Raw genomic sequence first — 18,641 nt, forward strand, 5'->3', positions numbered from 1 at the left:
AGGTGATTTTAAACTACAGTTTAACAATTGTATCTCTAATAATTAACACATTCTTGTTAAGGAACATATCTGTTTTTAAAAAAGCCTCCAGATTAATAACATAATGAAAGGTCTTCTCCTAAAACAATACTAAAACGTAAATATAGCGAATTCAGTAGTTAAATATTGTTTAATGCTTGTTTTCAAAAATGATAAAATATAAAAGCTAAAAAGCCGGTCACCAATAAAGGTTGCCGGCTTTTCAATAAAATTAAAAATATAAACTAAATACTTAATGCTATTCTTTTAGAGATTTTAATGCGGTTTACATAACGGATCAAGGCATCTTCCAAAGCCGGCAACAATTGCCCTCGTTCGCTGATTAAGGCACTATAACGGGGTCGTTTAGCCTGTAGTCCCTGCAGTTCATTGGCGACAAAGCCTTGTACCAGTTGCGGACTTAATCCGGCAATTTCGGCTCCTCTTCGGGCTAAATCGGCCCAGGATATTTCACCTTCATTGCTTAAATGCCAAATACCAGATTCTTCATCCACCAATAAATCCAGGCAAGCATTTACCAGATCCGGCACGTAGGTAGGCGAAACAATTATATCCTCCGGCGCCAGAAAGGTATTTCCTTTACTTAACTGGTTTAACATCATAGTCAGAAAATTAGAATCATCCCAGGGTCCAAAAAAGGAACTGGTCCGGACAATTAGAGCCTGCGGGTACATATCCAGCACAAACTTTTCAGCATTCGCCTTGCTTTGTCCATACACATTTATAGGGTTCACCGGGTCACTTTCGGTGTAGGGTTGTTGTTTTAAACCATCAAAAACCAAATCAGAGGAAAACGTTAAATATTGTACTCCCCTTTTCTGGCAAGCTGCGGCCAGCAACAGGGCCCCATGCGTATTTACCAGGTGGCAATTTTCCGGATCATCTTCGGCATCATCGACTTTTACATAACCAGCCGCATTTATTACCGCCCAGGGATTATAATAATTGATTGCCCGCTCAATGGAGAAGGGGTCGGTTATATTCATTTGTTTGCGCCCCAATAACCGGTAAGGAATATGGCGGTCGCTGCAGATACGGGCAAATGCACTGCCTAACGTACCAGTTGCCCCAGTTATTAAAATGGGTTGAGTGGTATTTTCCAGGTGATGGACTTCCTGTTCAGTTAACCCATCACCATCCGGAATCGTTTCTGTTTCAAAAATGGGATTCCAGTTCAGGCGCCAGTAAGCTTTTGTTCCTCTCCCAAACCTGCTCTCCTCCCGGCGTAAAAATATCTCTGAATGTTCCTGCCGGGATTCATCTGTAAAAGGATAAAAGAACCTATCGGGCCGCTGCCACCAACCAGGCAAATGAAATAAAGCATGTTCATAGTTTTGTCCGGTTGCCAGTTTAGTCAACATTTTAGCCAAAGCCGTAGGTCGGGGACTAGGTCCACGAACATCAAATACGCCCGGTTCGTAAAATCCGTCAGCACGTGTTACCAGGTTTACCCAATCAAAAGTACCTAATAAAGACCAGGCCGCCACTCCTACTATATTTACCCCATTCCTTTTAAGTTCAGTACAAGAATCCCACACGTGTTTAAACCATTGTACCTGCTCTTCCCTTGCCCCGCATATATGCACTTCGGTTACGGAAATAGGCAAACCATACCGCTCCCAAGTTTCCTGCAACAATACTTTATGACCAGAATAAAACCCGGCTGGATCCTCAGTCTTTACCCGTAATGCCTCCACATCGGCATATTGATGAATGCCATTACCCCCATGCGACCATTCCGGATAACCTTCCAATTTTTCATCCAGGTACCGCTCACTGGTAGGGTAATGATTAATACCAATAATGTCGGGCGGACAAGGATTATCCCTGAACCATTGTAAATCGGCTTCAGGAATGCCATGCGCAACAAAATACTTCCACATGGTATGTTCCGGCGTTAGTTTTCCGGTTAATAAATCTAAGCTAACCCACCTCCGGTCATTATCCGCCGCCGCCTGGTAAGCTAGTAAAGGGGTACTATAGGTTTTACCTAAATCTTCCGTTTGAACTAATTTGGCGTGCGGAATTATTTCCCGTATAGCCCGCATGGCCAGGACCGTAGCCTTACATTGGTGCAATAAGGTTAATCCAAACGTATACCCATCCCGGCCGTGTGGATACCAAACGCCATATAAGCCACTAAATCGGGCAGTGGTCCACGGTTCATTAACTGGTGTAAAGTATTCTACCCACGGGTAGCGTTCGGCTACAGCCCGGGCATATTCAGCCACTCCTTCCGGAAAAGCTGGATCTGCCAGATTAGTATGTTGTGGACCACTGCCATGATGTACCAGCCCCAGTATGGGCGTAATATTATGTTCCTGCAGTAGCTTTAAGCGTCGGTCTCCCCAGCTCCAGTCGGCGGTAGCAGGTCCATTAGGCGCGGTTAATTCCCAAAGCAACGGGTACCGCATTTTTTTTACGCCGATAGCTCCAAATAAAGCAATATCTTCTTCCCGGTAAGCATGCCCGTTAAGTTGCATTTGGTCCATATATTCATCACCTACCCGGTTAACTGTACATTCCAACCCAGCCCAAACCTCCGGGTATTGCGGATTTCTATTGTTACTCTGTTCCATACTTTGCCATTTACTGACGAGTAAGTATCGGCACCAAAAATGGGCAAAAAACTTCCACCCCAGCTAAAAAGCAGGAAAACATCTTCCTTTTTTTTAGCTGGCCAATTGTACTTTTTCGTCAGGAGTTAACTAATTATCTTTTCAAACTGGCTTTAATAAATACTACCAGTAAGGAAATTACGCCTTGTATAATCGGTGGTTTTGAATGGATTTAAATATACGTGTATGTCACACAAATTTAAGTGTTTTACTAAACACAGCTTTATTTACTGGATTAATACGGATTTATGCCACCTATACTACCCCAATTAAGGATTTAAATAATCCCCTAAAAATCATAAGTATAGGTTTCATAGTTAAGCAAACAAATGCAATTAAGAGTATAATTTTAAAGAGATAATTTTAAACGAGGATCAGGGCTGGCATATTGGTTTGCAAATTCACCGGCCAAATATTTATAGTGTGCCGTTATAGCAATCATAGCGGCATTATCAGTACAATATTGAAAAGCAGGAACATAGGTATTCCATTTATATTTCAGGGCAAACTCCTGCATAGTTTGCCGCAACCCGGAATTGGCAGAAACGCCCCCAGCTATGGCTATTTCTTTTATTCCAGTTTCTTTTGTTGCTAATACCAACTTTTTCATCAGGGTTTGAATAAGGGCCTTTTGAATACTTGCACAGATATCCGGTAAGTTTTCAGAAATAAAATCAGGATTGACTTGGGTATTATTTTTAATAAAATTCAGAATAGAAGTTTTAATCCCACTAAAAGAATAATCGTACCCAGGCATGTTTACAATGGGGAATGTATATTTATCCGGATTGCCGGATTGTGCTATTTTATCCAGTAACGGACCTCCAGGGTAAGGTAATCCTAATAATTTAGCTGATTTATCAAAAGCTTCCCCCACGGCGTCGTCAGTAGTCTGACCTAAAATTTCAAAATCCAGGTGATTGTTAACCAGAACTATCTGCGTATGTCCACCACTTACGGTTAAGCATAAAAAAGGAAAGGATGGTTGGGGGGCATCAATAAAATGAGCTAAAATATGAGCCTGCATGTGGTTTACCTCAATAATTGGTAAATGCAACCCCAGCGCAAACGACTTTGCAAAGGAGCAGCCGACTAATAAGGACCCTAATAATCCTGGCCCCCGGGTAAAAGCTACGGCGTTTAATTCACTTTTTGTTATATTTGCCGTAAGCAATGCTTGAGAAATAACTGGAATAATGTTTTGTTCATGGGCTCGGGAAGCCAGTTCCGGAACAACACCTCCATATTTTTCATGAACCGCCTGTGTTGCCACAATATTAGATAAGATTTTGCCGTCTTTAATAACAGCGGCAGAGGTATCGTCGCAGGAAGATTCAATTGCTAAAATTGTAGGACTCATAAGTACTTGGAAAATCAGAATAACTGGCTACTAAAAATAGGAGAAACGGTCTTTACCATTTTTGATCGGATTCTCGATTTCGTGCTGTTTTTGGCGATAGCTTTGTTTTTTATTATTCGTATACCAAGCGTACAAACCAGAGCTGTTCACGAAATTTCTGAAATTTTATCTCAAAAGCTAGGCCACGAGGTAAGTATTGAGCGCGTGGACATAAAATTCTTTAAAGACGTAGTTTTAGACAAAGTTAAGGTACTGGACGATAAGAAAGAAGTCCTTTTTTATATTGGCCAGCTTCATGCTGATATTGAGGTATTTTCGCTCTTAAACCCTAATAAATTATATATAGGTACTTTAACGTTAGTAGAGCCGAAAGCCAACCTAATCCACTATAAAAATAGCGAAAGGTTAAATATGACTTCTTTTATTGAAGCCATTAATAAACTTCTTGCAAAAAAAACTCCACCCAAAACCCCAAAAGCTCCTTTTGAATTCAGCATAAATAATATAGTAATTCTGAATGGCCATTTTACTTACGACGACCAAAGAAAGCCTTTTATAACCTACAAAGGCATGGATTACCAGCACATGGTCTATGACAGTATCAACGTAACTCTTTCGGAAATAAGTTTAGGTGATACTATAGGCATGCACATTACCAACTTAAGTACGGTAGAATCCCGGTCGAAAACCAGGTTAAAAGAACTTAGCTCTCATATGACCTACTCAGGCACCTACTGGGAGTTTGGAGATTTAACCTTACGCTTAGGCCGCAGTTACCTGGCCCAGTATGTTCGGTTTGATTTTCGAAAGTTTAGCAATTTTCAGTATTTTAATGATAGTGTAACCGTAACCGCGAATTTACGAAATGCCGTTTTTTATTCAGATGATATAGCTCATTTTGCCCCTCAGGTTGCCAACCTTCATGATCATATCCAGCTTTCCGGCGATGCACACGGCCAGGTAAAACGGTTTAGCGCCAAACGGGTAAATGCCTATTATGGCAAGAATTCACATGTAACGGGAAATATCGCCGCCACTGGTTTACCAAACATCCAGGAAACATTCGTGGAACTGGATCTACAGCCATCTACCATTAATGCCAACGATATTAAGCAATACATTCCCAAAAAAGTATACACCTACTCCCGCAAATTAGGAACTGTAAAACTGGAAGGAAATTTCCTTGGCTTCTATGACGACTTTGTAGCCAATGGGTCTTTTGTAACGGCTTTGGGAAACGTAAAAACAGACCTTAACTTAAAAATTAACGAAGATACCAAAGCCACAGCCTACAGCGGGTACCTGCATACCGATAATTTTCAGGTTGGCCGATTTCTGGATATAACCAATATTATTAAAGGTATTAGCCTGGATGGGCGCATTAAAGGAAGCGGGTTCACCTTAGATAAGGCTAACCTCGCAGTAGATGCCACCATAAAAGCCATCCATTTATACGGATATAATTACCGCAACATCAAAGCCAAGGGAACTTTAAAAAAACAGATTTTAGCCGGCGATGTCCGAATTAAGGATCCAAACATAAACCTTACCGCCAACGGTCAAATCAATCTGGTTCAGGAAGACCCTGTTTATAATCTAACTACCGACATCAATGAATTGAACTTGCGCCAGTTAGGGTATGCCGATTATGATTTTAAAATAAAAACAAAAGCTACCGTAAACTTTACCGGATCCCGGTTAGATAACTTATTGGGTAAGGGTTATTTCGCTCAAACTACCTTATTCATAAAAAATACAGTTATTCCCCTGGATACCACCTCCATCCTATCTGATTACCAGAATGGCACCCGTACCCTGAGCTTTAATTCCGAATTAGCTGATTTTAAAGCTACTGGCAACTGGCAATACAGCACCTTATTTCGAGATTTAAACATTCTAATAAAAGAGTACAGGCTCAATTTCGAAAGTAATGATCCGGTTACCAACGCTTACTACCGGCAAAAACCACAGTATGAAAACGATCAATACGAAGTAAATTATAATATAAATTTAAAATCGTTTAATTCTGTTATTCAAGCTTTTATTCCTGAAGTCCGGATTTCAAGAAACACTCAGGTAGAAGGAAACTTCCGCCAGGGAGCAAACGCTATTTTTACCTTACATAGCAACATCGATACCGTTTTTTATGGAAAGAATGTTTTCTTCGGCAATGAAATTGATTTAAATACTTCTAAACTACCTTATAGCCCAAGCGTGCTGGCTAATGCTGTAATTTCTTCCAGGAATGAGGTATTGACCACCGGGGGCAACACCGAAAACTTATATGTAGAAGGCGTTTGGAACGATAGTACCATCCAGTTTACCTCTAATATAGCTCAATCCAATTCTACTAACCGAATTAATTTAAATGGTGTTCTCTCTTTCCAGGAAAATCATTTAGATATAATATTCAATAATTCCCGAATAAACATTTTGGGCAAAGACTGGACCATTGTCCCCAACAATACTCTGGGCATTGCTGGAGAAGGAAAAGAGATCAGCTTTGAGAATTTTGTTATTTACCAAGGGAATCAACAATTAAGCTTTAATGGCCTTCTATCGCAAAATCCTAAAAATGAATTAAATATTTCAGTTAAAGATTTTCGACTGGAAACCCTTAACCCATTGCTGGCACAGCATCTGGGTGGGGTATTAAATGCCACCATTTCCATAACAGATATTTATCGCCAAGCCAAAATTACCAGTAACCTAACAGCTGATTCCGTTATGATGGATAAGTTTTTGGTGGGAACAATAGCCGGCACCACTAATTGGGACAACCATGACAACCACCTGGATATAAATTTAGGGATAACTCGGGATAACATGAAGGTGCTAAACGTTACGGGTGATTACAACGCCAATAATAAAACCAATCAATTAGATTTATTGGCAGTCATGGATAATGCTCCTTTAAAGCTTATAGAGCCGCTGATAAATTCCTTATTTGGCGATTTAGAAGGAACCATGGAAGGCCGGCTTAAGATTACCGGCGAATTAGATGCCCCACTGCTGGCAGGGTCGGCTCTTATTACCAACGGCCGGTTCAACTTTAAATATTTAAACACGATTTATACTTTTTCTGATCGCATTTATTTTACGGAAAATGATATTACTTTCAGAGATGTTAAACTAACGGATGTACTTAATAATACCGGTACAGTTAGCGGCAGTATTATCCATCAGGGCTTCCAAAACATGATATTGGATTTACGAGGGGTGTTCCGCCGGTTTATGGTTTTAAATACTACCCGGGAGCAAAACAATGTTTACTATGGTACTGCTATTGCTACCGGTTCTGCTACGGTTTTAGGTACCCCTTCTAATTTAGATATAAAAATTGATGCCCGCAGTGAAGCCGGCACCCGCATGTCTATCCCTTTAGATAATAATAACACTATTAGCCGCCAAAGTTTTATTAAGTTTATAAACCATAATGCCTCTGATTCTGCCAGTGTAACCGAAGCTGCTCACACCGAAATAGCCGGTATCAATATGAATTTTAATTTGAACGTGACACCAGACGCTTATATTGAAATTATACTGGATGAAGCTACCGGGGATATTGTTCGGGGTTCTGGCAACGGACGTATCCGGATGAATATTGACACCAGAGGCGATTTTTTTATGGAAGGCCAGGTGGAGATCGTTCGGGGGGCTTATAATTTTAATTTGTATAACATTATTAATAAAGAATTTTTAATAAGGCCGGGTGGCACCATTACCTGGACCGGAGATCCTTACCAGGGAGTAATGAACATTACGGCTACCTACACGCAAAATGTTAATTTAACTCAAAATATAATTCCTGGGCTTACTAATGTTAATGGTAACACTAACATCCGGTTGCCGGTAACGGCCGTTATGATTTTAACAGGAAATTTATTAACGCCTCAAATTAAACTGGATTTAGAATTTGTAAATACGCCTTCCGATCAGCAAGCAGTGCTTTCAGCTTTTTTAACCGATATTCGAAACGACCAGGATGAGCTAAACCGCCAGGTATTTAGTTTACTTATTTTAAAGCGTTTATCGGAACGTAATAACTTTGGCAACAACGCGGTATCACAAGGAATAACCGGCAGCATTAGCGAATTGGTTACCAACCAGTTAAGCAACTGGTTGTCTCAGGTAGATAATAATTTAGAAGTAGATATTGGTGTTCAAGGCGCCATTGATCAATCCTTGATTAATAATTTACAGGTGCGGTTAAGTTATAGCTTGTTAGAAGGCCGTTTGCGTTTAACCCGGGAAGGCGGCGTAAATAACAATTACCTTTCTAATCAGGGCTTTACCGGCAACCAGTCTTCTTTAGCCGGCGACTGGCGAGCTGAGTATTACTTAGGCCGCAACGGAAAAGTACGTCTTCGATTAGAATATAATACTACCCCCCGAATGTTTAGTACAACGAACAGCACCGTTACCCGGGCCAGTGTTTTACATACCGAACAGTTTGATAACCTTCGGGAATTATTTGGCCGGAGACGGTTACGCAGAAGGTATCAGCAAGCGCAAAGAGAACGGTTAATTCTGGATTCAGACATCAGATTTGACCAAGTACAGTAAACCTTTTTTTCTACTGTAGTTTTTATTCTTAATTTTGCAGGCAACACGTTGGGCATGGCACAAAATCAATTGAAACCAATCCGGAAAAAGAAGTTGGGTAATTACCCGCATACCATGGTAATATTTAGTATTACCCTATCTCTCTTTGTGATTGGTTTATTTGGAATCTTATTAATTCATGCAGGCAAACTTTCTAAAATAATCAAAGAAAGTATTGAGGTTCAGGTTTATCTGGACCGCGACCTAACTCAACCTCAATTAGCTGCTTTAAAAAAGACATTATCTAAAAAAGAATACATTGCTTACAAAGAGAAAGAAGCCCAGGTAAGATTTTTTTCTAAAGAAGAAGGCGCTAAAGAATTTATAAAAGAAAGTGGCGAAGACTTTTTAACCTTCTTGGGTGAAAACCCTTTACGGGATGCTTATATTCTTAAAATAAACCCAGACTTTTCTGAATCAAATCAATTAAAAGAAATTAAAAGCGACCTTGAAAATATTCCTGGAGTTTTTGAAGTACAATACGTAGAAAGCTTGATTACCTCAATCAATAAGAACCTTCAAAAATTAAGTATTATTCTAATCAGCTTTGCTGGTATTCTAGTATTGGTTGTTATTATTTTAATCAATAACACTTTAAAACTGGCATTGTTTTCCCAGCGCTTTTTAATCAGGAGTATGCAATTAGTAGGTGCTACTTCTTATTTTATCCAACGGCCGTTTTTAAACAGAGCTACTTTTCAGGGCATTATTAGTGGCATACTGGCATCTCTTTTATTAATGGGTTTGTTAAAGTATGCTTATTACCAACTAAATGAACTGTATGTGCTCCGCGATGAACTCCAAATTGTCATATTGTTTGGATGTCTTATTGCTTTAGGCTGTATTTTAGGCTTTTTCAGCTCTTACCGGGCTGTAAAAAAGTACCTGGGCATGTCGCTGGATGAGCTGTATTAAACTCAAAAATTACTTTACATAATAGTTACCAAACTTTTTTCAAAGTTTAGAATGGAGAATAAAAATAATTTTGCCTTCGGCCGGAAAAACTATATCATCATGTTTATCGGTATTGCGGTGTTAGCATTGGGCTTTATCATTATGTCAATAGATAAAGAACAATACGGATTGGGCTTTTTTGGCTTAACCTTGGGCCCCCTTGTTGTTTTCTTAGGTTTTATAATTGAATTCTTTGCCATCATGGTTAAAGATAAAAAAGACGTTTAAATGAGTTGGTGGCACGCTATTATTCTGGCTATTGTTGAAGGCCTGACAGAATTTTTGCCGGTTTCTTCTACCGGACACATGATTATCACTTCCAGCCTGATGGGCATAAGTGCTTCTGAATACACAAAGATGTTTACGATAAATATCCAGTTCGGAGCAATTTTATCTGTAGTAGTACTGTACTGGAAACGTTTCTTTCAATCTGTTGATTTTTATAAGAAATTATTAATTGCTTTCATCCCAGCTATTATAATAGGGTTTGCCTTAAACGATGTAATTGATGAGCTCCTGGAAAGTGTTACTACGGTAGCCATTTCTTTAGTACTTGGGGGTATTGTTTTGCTTTTTATTGACAAGTGGTTTAACAACGATCCTACTCATACCACCCCCTCTAACCGACAGGCTTTTGTTATTGGGTTAGCCCAATGCATTGCCATGGTTCCAGGCGTTTCCAGATCAGCTGCTTCTATTATTGGTGGTTTGGCTCAGGGCATTTCCCGGAAAGCTGCCGCCGAATTTTCTTTCTTTCTGGCAATTCCTACCATGCTGGCCGCTGCTTCCTATAAATTCTTAACTGATTTTTTGCACCTGGATTTAAAGGATGATATTCTGAAAATGAATTTACCTAAAATTCAGGCTAGTTTAGATTTATTAAGCGCACATGACTTACAGGTGCTATTACTAGGAAATGTGGTGGCGTTTGTGGTGGCTATGTTAGCAATTAAATTTTTTATAACCTTTTTAACCAAAAACGGCTTTAAAATATTTGGCTATTACCGCATTATAGTAGGCGTGTTGTTATTGGTATTGTTACTCATGGGTGTAGACCTAAAAGTATAGACATGAAGTTTGATTTTGAAAGTGGAGAAATACTTTTAGTAAATAAACCCCTCTCCTGGACATCTTTTGATGTTGTAAAAAAAGTTCGGAATATTTTACGGGTGAAAAAAATTGGCCATGCCGGAACCTTGGATCCGTTGGCAGAGGGCTTATTAATTTTATGTACCGGTAAATTCACCAAAAAAATTGAAGAAATTCAGTCGCAGGAAAAAGAATATACCGGGCACTTTACTTTAGGGCAAACCACTCCTTCTTTTGATTTAGAAACAGAAGTGGATGAGGTAAAAGACTATACTTACTTAACACCAGAAGCCATTAAAGCCGCAGCAAAAAGCTTTGAAGGATTAATCCAACAAACGCCTCCGTTATACTCCGCCGTTAAAATAAATGGTGAAAGGGCTTATACTTTGGCGCGTAGAGGCGATACGGCTGAAATAAAATCCAAAGAAATAGAAATAAAAGCCTTTGAAATAACCGGAATTGAGTTACCCTTAGTTTCATTTAAAGTTATTTGTTCTAAAGGCACTTATATCAGGAGCTTAGCCCGCGACTTTGGTCAAAATTTAGGCTGCGGAGCCCATTTATCTAAATTAGTGCGTACCCGTATAGGTGCTTATGAATTGCAGAAAGCTTTAACTCTTGATGATATTTTAGCCTTGCGAAAAGAAATAATCCAGGATGGAAGTCATTCGTAATCTTCAGGATTTTCCGGAATTAGCACATGCAGTTGTTACCAGTGGCACCTTTGATGGTGTGCACCAGGGCCATCAGAAAATAATTAACCGGCTTGTTCAATTAGCCAGCCAATCAGGAGGTCAAAGTGTGGTGATAACCTATTGGCCCCATCCCCGGCAGGTACTTAATCCAGGTGATGCTTCTTTGAAATTATTGTCTACTATTGAAGAACGTATTTTCCAGTTAAGTACTTATCCTATTGATTATTTACTCATTATTCCTTTTACCAGTGATTTCGCTAACCTTACTTCAGAGGAATATATCCAGCAAGTATTAGTGCAGACTATTAAAAGTAAGGTGCTGGTGATTGGCTATGATCACCGTTTCGGGAAAAACCGCGAAGGCAGCTTTGACTATTTAAGTAAAAATGCCCACCGGTATGGCTTTCAGGTAGAGGAGATACCGGAGCATGACATTGAGCATGTGGCCGTTAGTTCTACCAAAATAAGAGCCGCTTTAGGGTCTGGTAAAATAGCTACAGCCAATAAATATTTGGGCCGGCCCTATTCACTTACCGGCCAAGTTGTTCACGGCAAGAAATTAGGCCGAACCATTGGCTACCCAACAGCCAACATTCTGGTACCGGAAGCCTACAAACTTATTCCGGCTCAGGGCATCTATGCCGTACAGGTACAAGTAAATAACAACTTATATTGTGGCATGTTAAGTATAGGAACCAACCCTACAGTAGGTGGCACTACAGAAACAGTGGAGGTTAATATTTTTGATTTTAATGAGGAGATTTACGATCAGTTTATAACCATTCATTTTATCCAGTACCTGCGTCCAGAAGAAAAATATAATAGCTTAGAAGCACTAAAAGCCCAACTTCTTATAGACAAACAAAACTCATTGCTAGCCTTAAGCAATCATTAAACCTTCACTCTTTTGTTTTTTATCATCTCCTTAATCTGCTTTAAAGGTTAAATTATTTTTCCCAAAAGGTGGAGTTCTGCCGCTATTTTTAAAAATATTTTAATTCTTCAAAGAGCCTTATTTACCAAATAAGAACTTTATTCTAACAGCCTGCTGTTATCAATTAAACAAATCCCTATTATTGCATAAAACAGATATTACAGGGCTATGGCTGAAAAAAATAGAGAAACTGAACATAAATTAACCCTCCGCCAATTACGCTTATCCGATTATAAGGCTATAAAAGCTATCATGGATAAAGTGTATTCGAACTTGGGTGGTTCCTGGACTAAAAACGAGTTTGCTAATTTACTAGGAGCTTTTCCCGAAGGACAAATATGTATTACAGATAAAGGTAAAGTAGTTGCCGGCGCATTAAGTATAATTGTAAAATACTCCGATTATGGAGATAATCATACCTATGAAGAAATTGTAGGTAAAGGTGAATTTAATACGCATAACCCGGATGGCGATACGTTGTATGGCGTGGATGTTTTTGTTCATCCTGACTACCGGAACCTACGCCTAGGCCGGCGTTTATATGATGCCCGTAAAGAAATGTGCGAAAACCTGAATTTAAGAGCCATTATTGCGGGCGGAAGAATTCCAGGTTACCAGGAGCATTCGGAAAAAATGTCGCCAAAAAAGTACATCCAGATGGTGCGCAACAAAGAAATTTATGATCCCATCCTAACCTTCCAGCTGAGTAATGAATTTCACGTTCGGAAAATACTGAAAAGTTACATGCCGAGCGATTTAGAATCGAAGGCCTATGCCACTTTGCTGGAATGGATTAATGTGTATTATGAACCGCGGGAGGAAATTATTGGCGGGCAGAAAAAAGTAGTTCGGATTGGTATTGTGCAATGGCAAATGCGTAGCTTAAAATCAATTGATGATTTGCTGCAGCAGATTGAATTTTATGTTGACACGGTAAGTAGCTACAAAGCCGACATTGTTATGTTTCCGGAGTTTTTTAATGCTCCGCTTATGGCTCTTTCCAATGACCCCTCTCCTTCTGCAGCTATTCGTACGTTAGCAGATTATACCACAGAGGTTCGGGAAGCCATGATTCATATGGCTTTGTCTTATAACATAAATATTATTGCCGGCAGCATGCCGGAGTATAACAACAAGCAATTACATAATGTAAGTTATTTATGCCGCCGGGATGGCACTTACGATAAGCAATATAAACTACACGTTACCCCGGACGAAGCACATTACTGGGGTTTACGGGGAGGCCATAAATTACAGGCTTTCGATACGGATATAGGGAAAATTGGTATTCTGATTTGTTATGATGTCGAGTTCCCGGAATTAGCGCGGATGCTCTCAGACGAGGAAATGAAAATTTTATTTGTCCCTTACTGGACAGATACCAAAAATGCTTATTTACGGGTACGCCGTTGTGCACAAGCCAGGGCAATCGAAAATGAATGTTATGTGGCCATAACCGGTAGCGTAGGCAACTTGCCAAGGGTGGAGAATATGGATATTCAATACTCGCAATCGGCTGTTTTTTCACCGTCTGATTTTGCCTTTCCTCATGATGCCGTGGTAGCGGAAGCTACTCCCAATACCGAGATGACTTTAATTGCGGACTTAGACTTAGACTTACTTAAAGATTTAAATTCTACTGGTAGTGTAAGAAACCTGCGCGACCGCCGGAAAGATCTATACAGCCTAAGCTGGGTATTGAAGAAAGAAATTACAGATACAGTGTTTTAACCTTAATTATAAATAAAAAAGGCTCCTGAATTGCAGGAGCCTTTTTTATTTATAAGCACCAAAAATACTTTTCGCAAACCTATTTATATACTACCAAATATTCTAAAGTTTAAATTCTGCCTACTATTTACAAAACACTAAAATCAAATAACTAAATTTGCGTGCTATTATTAGAGAGCATGAGCAAAGAGAAACCTTCTATTCCGAAAGGAACCCGTGATTTTGGTCCGCAAGTAGTTGTAAAGCGGAATTATATATTTTCTACAATTCGTAAGACATTCGAGAAGTTTGGTTACCAGCCATTAGAAACACCAGCCATGGAAAATTTATCAGTACTTACTGGTAAATATGGCGAGGAAGGCGATCAACTTATCTTTAAAATATTAAATTCTGGCGACTATTTAACTAAAACTACGGCAACCGACTACGAAGCCGGTAGCAAAAACCTGTTGCGCAAGATTTCAGAAAAAGCTTTACGCTATGATTTAACGGTACCCTTTGCCCGCTTTGTGGTAATGAACCGGAACGAAATCAGTTTCCCGTTTAAGCGGTACCAAATTCAGCCGGTATGGCGGGCTGACCGGCCACAACGGGGCCGTTACCGGGAATTTTACCAATGCGATGCCGACGTAGTGGGCACCAGATCCTTGCTTTGTGAGGCAGAGATTGTGCTGATGATGGATGAAGTACTTAGTAATTTAGGTATAACCGATTTTACTATTAAAATAAACCACCGTGGCATTTTAGCAGGTATTGCCGAAGCTATTGGCCAAAAGGGACGGGAGGCTGAAATTTGTGTAGCCATTGATAAACTCGATAAAATTGGACTGGAAGGCGTACAAAAAGAACTTCTTGAAAGAGGCATTACAGCAGAATCCATCTCGGCATTAGAACCAATTTTAAATATTGCCGGCGATAATACCTCTATCTTAAACGCACTAACTGAAATTTTAAAAGATTCGGAAGAAGGGCAGCGTGGTTTAAGCCAAATACAGGAGGTATTTGCCTACCTGAAGAACTTCCAAATTAAAAATGCCAATGTTTCGCTGGACATTGCCTTAGCACGCGGACTCTCCTACTACACCGGTTGCATATTTGAGGTTAAAGTTAATAATGCCAATATGGGCAGTATTAGCGGTGGCGGCCGGTACGATAACTTAACCGGTATGTTTGGTTTGCCCGATGTATCTGGTGTTGGTTTTTCTTTTGGTGTAGACCGTATTTACGATGTAATGGAAGAACTAAATCTATTCCCGGCTTCCGGCCAAACCATTACCAAACTGCTCATAATAAATTTTGATAAAGCTTCTGAACAATACTCGTTGCCGTTGTTGCAGCAATTCCGGCAAGGTAATATTGCCACAGAACTTTACCCGGAAGCGGCCAAGCTTAAAAAGCAAATGACTTATGCTGATCAGAAGAAAATACCTTTTGTATTATTGGTTGGTTCTGAAGAAATGCAAACCGGGATTTTACAATTAAAGAATATGCAAACCGGTGAACAACAAGCTTTAAGGGCTGAAGAAATTATATCCATCCTGCAACAGCAATAACTATGGCTTTAGCTATTACCAATAGGCAGCTTACCTTGGCCAATCTGACCAGTGTTGTGAAGGAAAAACCTTTACTGGAATTAGACGCTGATTCGTTAACCAGGAAACAAGAAGAACCGCAAGCAGACAAGCAAGTACAGACGGCAGTTGCCGAAGCCTACCTGGAGGCTCATGTAATAGGTTTTGAGGCGGAGTTGCCAGAAGATATCATCCGATTAGCTTTAACTCTGCAGATTTACCTGCTTGGTAAAACGCCTGATTCGCCGGTACCTGATTCCATATTAAACCGGCTGTTGGCTTTTTATAACCGGGAGGTATTTCCTATAGTTTTGAAACCTGCCCCGGAAGCAAGCCTTTTAGCACAATTGGCAGCGCCTTTATTGGGCAAAGGGAAAGTGCGTTTCCAGAGTTATGAATTGAACGCAGCAGATGTACTGGAAATGTTCAGTTGGGATCCGTTACCTTTATCGCCAGCAGAAGTTCAAATGTTTGTCCGGACAAAAAGTTTTAGGTTTACTTTCCTGGCCCATTCGCTTATTCAATTAAAACCATATCTAAATTGGTATACCTATCTATCAAAGGTATTTGAGCAAATTGCCTCACCAGTGGAAGGTAAAAATAAAGGAGCCTCGGAACTGACTACTGCTTTTGAGGCACTACAAGAAGCCGTAGAGGCTGAATTAGCAGCTCCGGATCAAAGTAAAAATTTAGAAAGCCTTCTCAACCATTTTTTGGTTACGCTTTCAGAATCTGTTAATTTAATAGCTTCTTACACAGCAGAAACGTTTACTAATTTAATGGCTACTTCGGAGCCTCCTGCCCTTAGCAGCTTTTCTTTAGCGCATGAATTAACAATATTCCTGCAACAACAAGTTACCAGCATTAGCTTAACCCAGCAGAACATGCCGGTACTAAATGAACAATTTAACATCTTAGTTAAGCTAACCGAACAAGTTATGGCGTTAGGCTTCTGGTCTGTAACGCAGGTAGGAAAAGTATTTAATTTAGCCGAAGGAAATTTAACCTTAGGTACATATTATCATTCCAGTTTATACGTTCCTAAAGAAACAGTAAAAGACCAATTGGTAAAAGTCCAAACGTTTATTACAAATACAACTCCTATTGCATTAACTTGAGAAGATTAGCCTTATTCTTTTTATTTCAGGTTTGGATCTGCCAATTTGCAATAGCCCAATCATGCCCAAATGGTTTTCGCTTCTTTAACAGTTTAGGTCAGGAAACCACGGTTATTTGTGTGGGAGAAAAACTTCGGGCGAAATCTTGCTTGCCCAACAGTCAGCCGGATAAAGAATATTATGATTTTGAAGCCAAAAATGGTCTCCAATTCTCAACCGATACAACTAAAAATGTAACCTATAATACTCCTGGCACCTATACGGTAACGCAACTGGTAAATTTAGGAGCAGAAGGCATAAAACAGCATGAACGTACTATTACTGTTATAGCCTTACAGGAACCGGAATACACCGTTAGTGCCTGTGCCAATGGCTTGGTTCTGGTTAAAATTACGGATACAAAGCTTAATCAATTTTCTGTAAATTTTAATGATAATACGCGGGTACAAGTAGTGGGCCAAGGAGCATTCATTAACCACCAATATGCGCCGGGCACTAGCAGTAAAATTACAGTAACCGGTAAATTTACCGGAGCCACCTGTGAAATATCTAAGGAAACCAGGGTTCAGGCTTTACCAACAGCCCCTACTCCTTCCTTGCAACAAGTCCAAATTACTAATTTAAATACTTCTGGCAGCGTTGCTATTACTTTTGGCAATTTACAGGCAGAATATTATTATATTGTTGAAAAACAAAGCAATAATAATTTCATCCCGATTGATACAGTAAAAAATCCCACTTCAGGAGTTGTTACCAGAACTATCCAAGACCTGAATACCCAGAACTCCTCCAGCTTTAGAATTCGGGTTACAGATGTATGTAATTCTGCTTTACCTGCTTCCAACAGTATTAGCAGTTTGCCACTAACGGTTGTAGCCGGAAATAACAAAATAAAACTAAGTTGGTCGTCGGTTCCCAATGCCTCGGGGTACGTGCTTAAACGAAATGGAACCGACTACCAAACTGCTATTCATCCTGACTCAATTACTTTTATTGATAGAAATGTTACCTGCGGTACAAATTACCGCTATCAACTAATAGCCAGGTTAGGCAGTAATACTTCTACTTCCAACGAAGTAACTATTACTGCCAATTCCACTCAAAAACCTGCCGGAGGTTTTTTAATAAGTACCTTCACCCCCAATAATCAGGTACAATTAACGGTGATACCTCCTACTTCCGAAAGCCCGAAGTCTTATTCCTTTCAAAAAAGTGCGGGCAGCAATACTTTCGTTAGTTTGGCTACCGGCGAACAAAATATTACGATAGATAATAAAGTAACTTTAACCGGACCTACACCTTGCTACCAGGCATTTTTTACTAATAACTGTGGGCAAGCCTCAGAATTAACCAATATTACCTGCCCAATTTTCCTGACGGGCACTTTCACCTTAGGTAATATAGAACTATCCTGGACGCCATTTCAGGGGTTCCCAAACGGTATTCAGCAATATCTGGTTGAACAGGTAGATGCTTCAGGCCAGGTAACCACCAGCAGTGTTGCGAGCGGCAATACTTTTACAACCACAAACAACACAGAACAACAAGTAAATTTTAGAATTAAGGCGGTTGGTAATCATGCAAATGAGATAAGCTATTCCAATACCCTAAACTTAAAAAGAGAGACTCAGCTACTGATACCTACCGCCTTTACTCCTAATGGCGATGGTCTCAATGATAAGTTTGAGGTAAAAGGACAGTTTATCAGATCTTTCAAAATGGTGATCTATAACCGGTGGGGCGAAGGGATATTTGAAAGCACCAATCAAAACCATTCCTGGGATGGAAGGATTAATGGCAAGGAAGCGACTCCCGGTGTTTATTCGTATGCTTTAAACGCTACAGATGATAACGGCAAAATATACAATAAAACAGGTACCATTACCTTATTACGATAAGCGGATAAATCTATTTTTACGTTTAGCTA

General features: G+C 39.8%; 12 protein-coding genes. 10 read left to right on the plus strand and 2 right to left on the minus strand.

The annotated features are described in order from the left end of the window. Positions 1-263: 263 nt before the first annotated feature. Together ADHAQ_RS26755 and tsaD are read right to left on the minus strand one after the other, a co-directional pair. Positions 264-2,618, minus strand: a complete 2,355-nt coding sequence (locus tag ADHAQ_RS26755) for a family 1 glycosylhydrolase (protein WP_034257015.1) — start codon at positions 2,616-2,618, stop codon at positions 264-266. A 388-nt stretch (positions 2,619-3,006) separates the two neighbouring features. Beyond that, a complete protein-coding gene (gene tsaD, locus ADHAQ_RS0122200) occupies positions 3,007-4,017 on the minus strand; it encodes a tRNA (adenosine(37)-N6)-threonylcarbamoyltransferase complex transferase subunit TsaD (RefSeq protein ID WP_026464799.1) in 1,011 nt (336 codons plus the stop codon). 6 nt (positions 4,018-4,023) lie between these two features. Here tsaD and ADHAQ_RS0122205 point away from each other — a divergent pair, with 6 nt between their 5' ends. The 10 genes from ADHAQ_RS0122205 (at position 4,024) to ADHAQ_RS0122250 (ending at position 18,612) form a co-directional block, all read left to right on the plus strand. Then, on the plus strand, positions 4,024-8,583 hold the full coding sequence (locus ADHAQ_RS0122205; protein WP_026464800.1) for a translocation/assembly module TamB domain-containing protein: 4,560 nt from the start codon (positions 4,024-4,026) through the stop codon (positions 8,581-8,583). 54 nt (positions 8,584-8,637) lie between these two features. Beyond that, positions 8,638-9,537: a cell division protein FtsX gene (locus ADHAQ_RS0122210; RefSeq protein ID WP_026464801.1), complete on the plus strand. Its 900-nt coding sequence runs from the start codon at positions 8,638-8,640 to the stop codon at positions 9,535-9,537. A gap of 51 nt (positions 9,538-9,588) precedes the next feature. Further along, positions 9,589-9,804 carry a DUF3098 domain-containing protein gene (locus ADHAQ_RS0122215; protein ID WP_026464802.1) on the plus strand — a complete coding sequence of 72 codons (216 nt, stop codon included), beginning with the start codon at positions 9,589-9,591 and terminating at the stop codon, positions 9,802-9,804. Beyond that, on the plus strand, positions 9,805-10,644 hold the full coding sequence (locus ADHAQ_RS0122220) for an undecaprenyl-diphosphate phosphatase (protein ID WP_026464803.1): 840 nt from the start codon (positions 9,805-9,807) through the stop codon (positions 10,642-10,644). 2 nt (positions 10,645-10,646) lie between these two features. Then, positions 10,647-11,339 (plus strand): tRNA pseudouridine(55) synthase TruB, encoded by a 693-nt coding sequence (gene truB, locus ADHAQ_RS0122225; protein WP_026464804.1) that lies wholly within the window; start codon positions 10,647-10,649, stop codon positions 11,337-11,339. Then, a complete protein-coding gene (locus ADHAQ_RS0122230; protein ID WP_026464805.1) occupies positions 11,323-12,255 on the plus strand; it encodes a bifunctional riboflavin kinase/FAD synthetase in 933 nt (310 codons plus the stop codon). Before truB ends, ADHAQ_RS0122230 begins: the two co-directional genes overlap by 17 nt. Before the next feature lie 207 nt (positions 12,256-12,462). Further along, on the plus strand, positions 12,463-14,025 hold the full coding sequence (locus ADHAQ_RS0122235) for a bifunctional GNAT family N-acetyltransferase/carbon-nitrogen hydrolase family protein (protein WP_026464806.1): 1,563 nt from the start codon (positions 12,463-12,465) through the stop codon (positions 14,023-14,025). Positions 14,026-14,204: 179 nt separating this feature from the next. Then, the gene (gene hisS, locus ADHAQ_RS0122240; protein WP_026464807.1) at positions 14,205-15,578 is read left to right on the plus strand and encodes a histidine--tRNA ligase; all 1,374 of its coding nucleotides are present in this window, start codon (positions 14,205-14,207) and stop codon (positions 15,576-15,578) included. A gap of 2 nt (positions 15,579-15,580) precedes the next feature. Next, complete coding sequence (locus tag ADHAQ_RS0122245; protein WP_026464808.1) at positions 15,581-16,714, plus strand: aromatic amino acid lyase; 1,134 nt, start codon at positions 15,581-15,583, stop codon at positions 16,712-16,714. Then, the gene (locus ADHAQ_RS0122250) at positions 16,711-18,612 is read left to right on the plus strand and encodes a T9SS C-terminal target domain-containing protein (RefSeq protein WP_026464809.1); all 1,902 of its coding nucleotides are present in this window, start codon (positions 16,711-16,713) and stop codon (positions 18,610-18,612) included. Before ADHAQ_RS0122245 ends, ADHAQ_RS0122250 begins: the two co-directional genes overlap by 4 nt. Positions 18,613-18,641 lie beyond the last annotated feature (29 nt).

The sequence above is a fragment of the Adhaeribacter aquaticus DSM 16391 genome (assembly GCF_000473365.1).
Lineage (GTDB): Bacteria > Bacteroidota > Bacteroidia > Cytophagales > Hymenobacteraceae > Adhaeribacter > Adhaeribacter aquaticus.

What these genes read in the sequence shown, in the direction of transcription:
- ADHAQ_RS26755 (WP_034257015.1), bottom strand. Translation starts at nt 2,618, where the DNA reads ATGGAACAGAGTAACAATAGAAATCCGCAATACCCGGAGGTTTGGGCT.
- tsaD (WP_026464799.1), bottom strand. Translation starts at nt 4,017, where the DNA reads ATGAGTCCTACAATTTTAGCAATTGAATCTTCCTGCGACGATACCTCT.
- ADHAQ_RS0122210 (WP_026464801.1), top strand. Translation starts at nt 8,638, where the DNA reads ATGGCACAAAATCAATTGAAACCAATCCGGAAAAAGAAGTTGGGTAAT.
- ADHAQ_RS0122215 (WP_026464802.1), top strand. Translation starts at nt 9,589, where the DNA reads ATGGAGAATAAAAATAATTTTGCCTTCGGCCGGAAAAACTATATCATC.
- ADHAQ_RS0122220 (WP_026464803.1), top strand. Translation starts at nt 9,805, where the DNA reads ATGAGTTGGTGGCACGCTATTATTCTGGCTATTGTTGAAGGCCTGACA.
- truB (WP_026464804.1), top strand. Translation starts at nt 10,647, where the DNA reads ATGAAGTTTGATTTTGAAAGTGGAGAAATACTTTTAGTAAATAAACCC.
- ADHAQ_RS0122230 (WP_026464805.1), top strand. Translation starts at nt 11,323, where the DNA reads ATGGAAGTCATTCGTAATCTTCAGGATTTTCCGGAATTAGCACATGCA.
- ADHAQ_RS0122235 (WP_026464806.1), top strand. Translation starts at nt 12,463, where the DNA reads ATGGCTGAAAAAAATAGAGAAACTGAACATAAATTAACCCTCCGCCAA.
- hisS (WP_026464807.1), top strand. Translation starts at nt 14,205, where the DNA reads ATGAGCAAAGAGAAACCTTCTATTCCGAAAGGAACCCGTGATTTTGGT.
- ADHAQ_RS0122245 (WP_026464808.1), top strand. Translation starts at nt 15,581, where the DNA reads ATGGCTTTAGCTATTACCAATAGGCAGCTTACCTTGGCCAATCTGACC.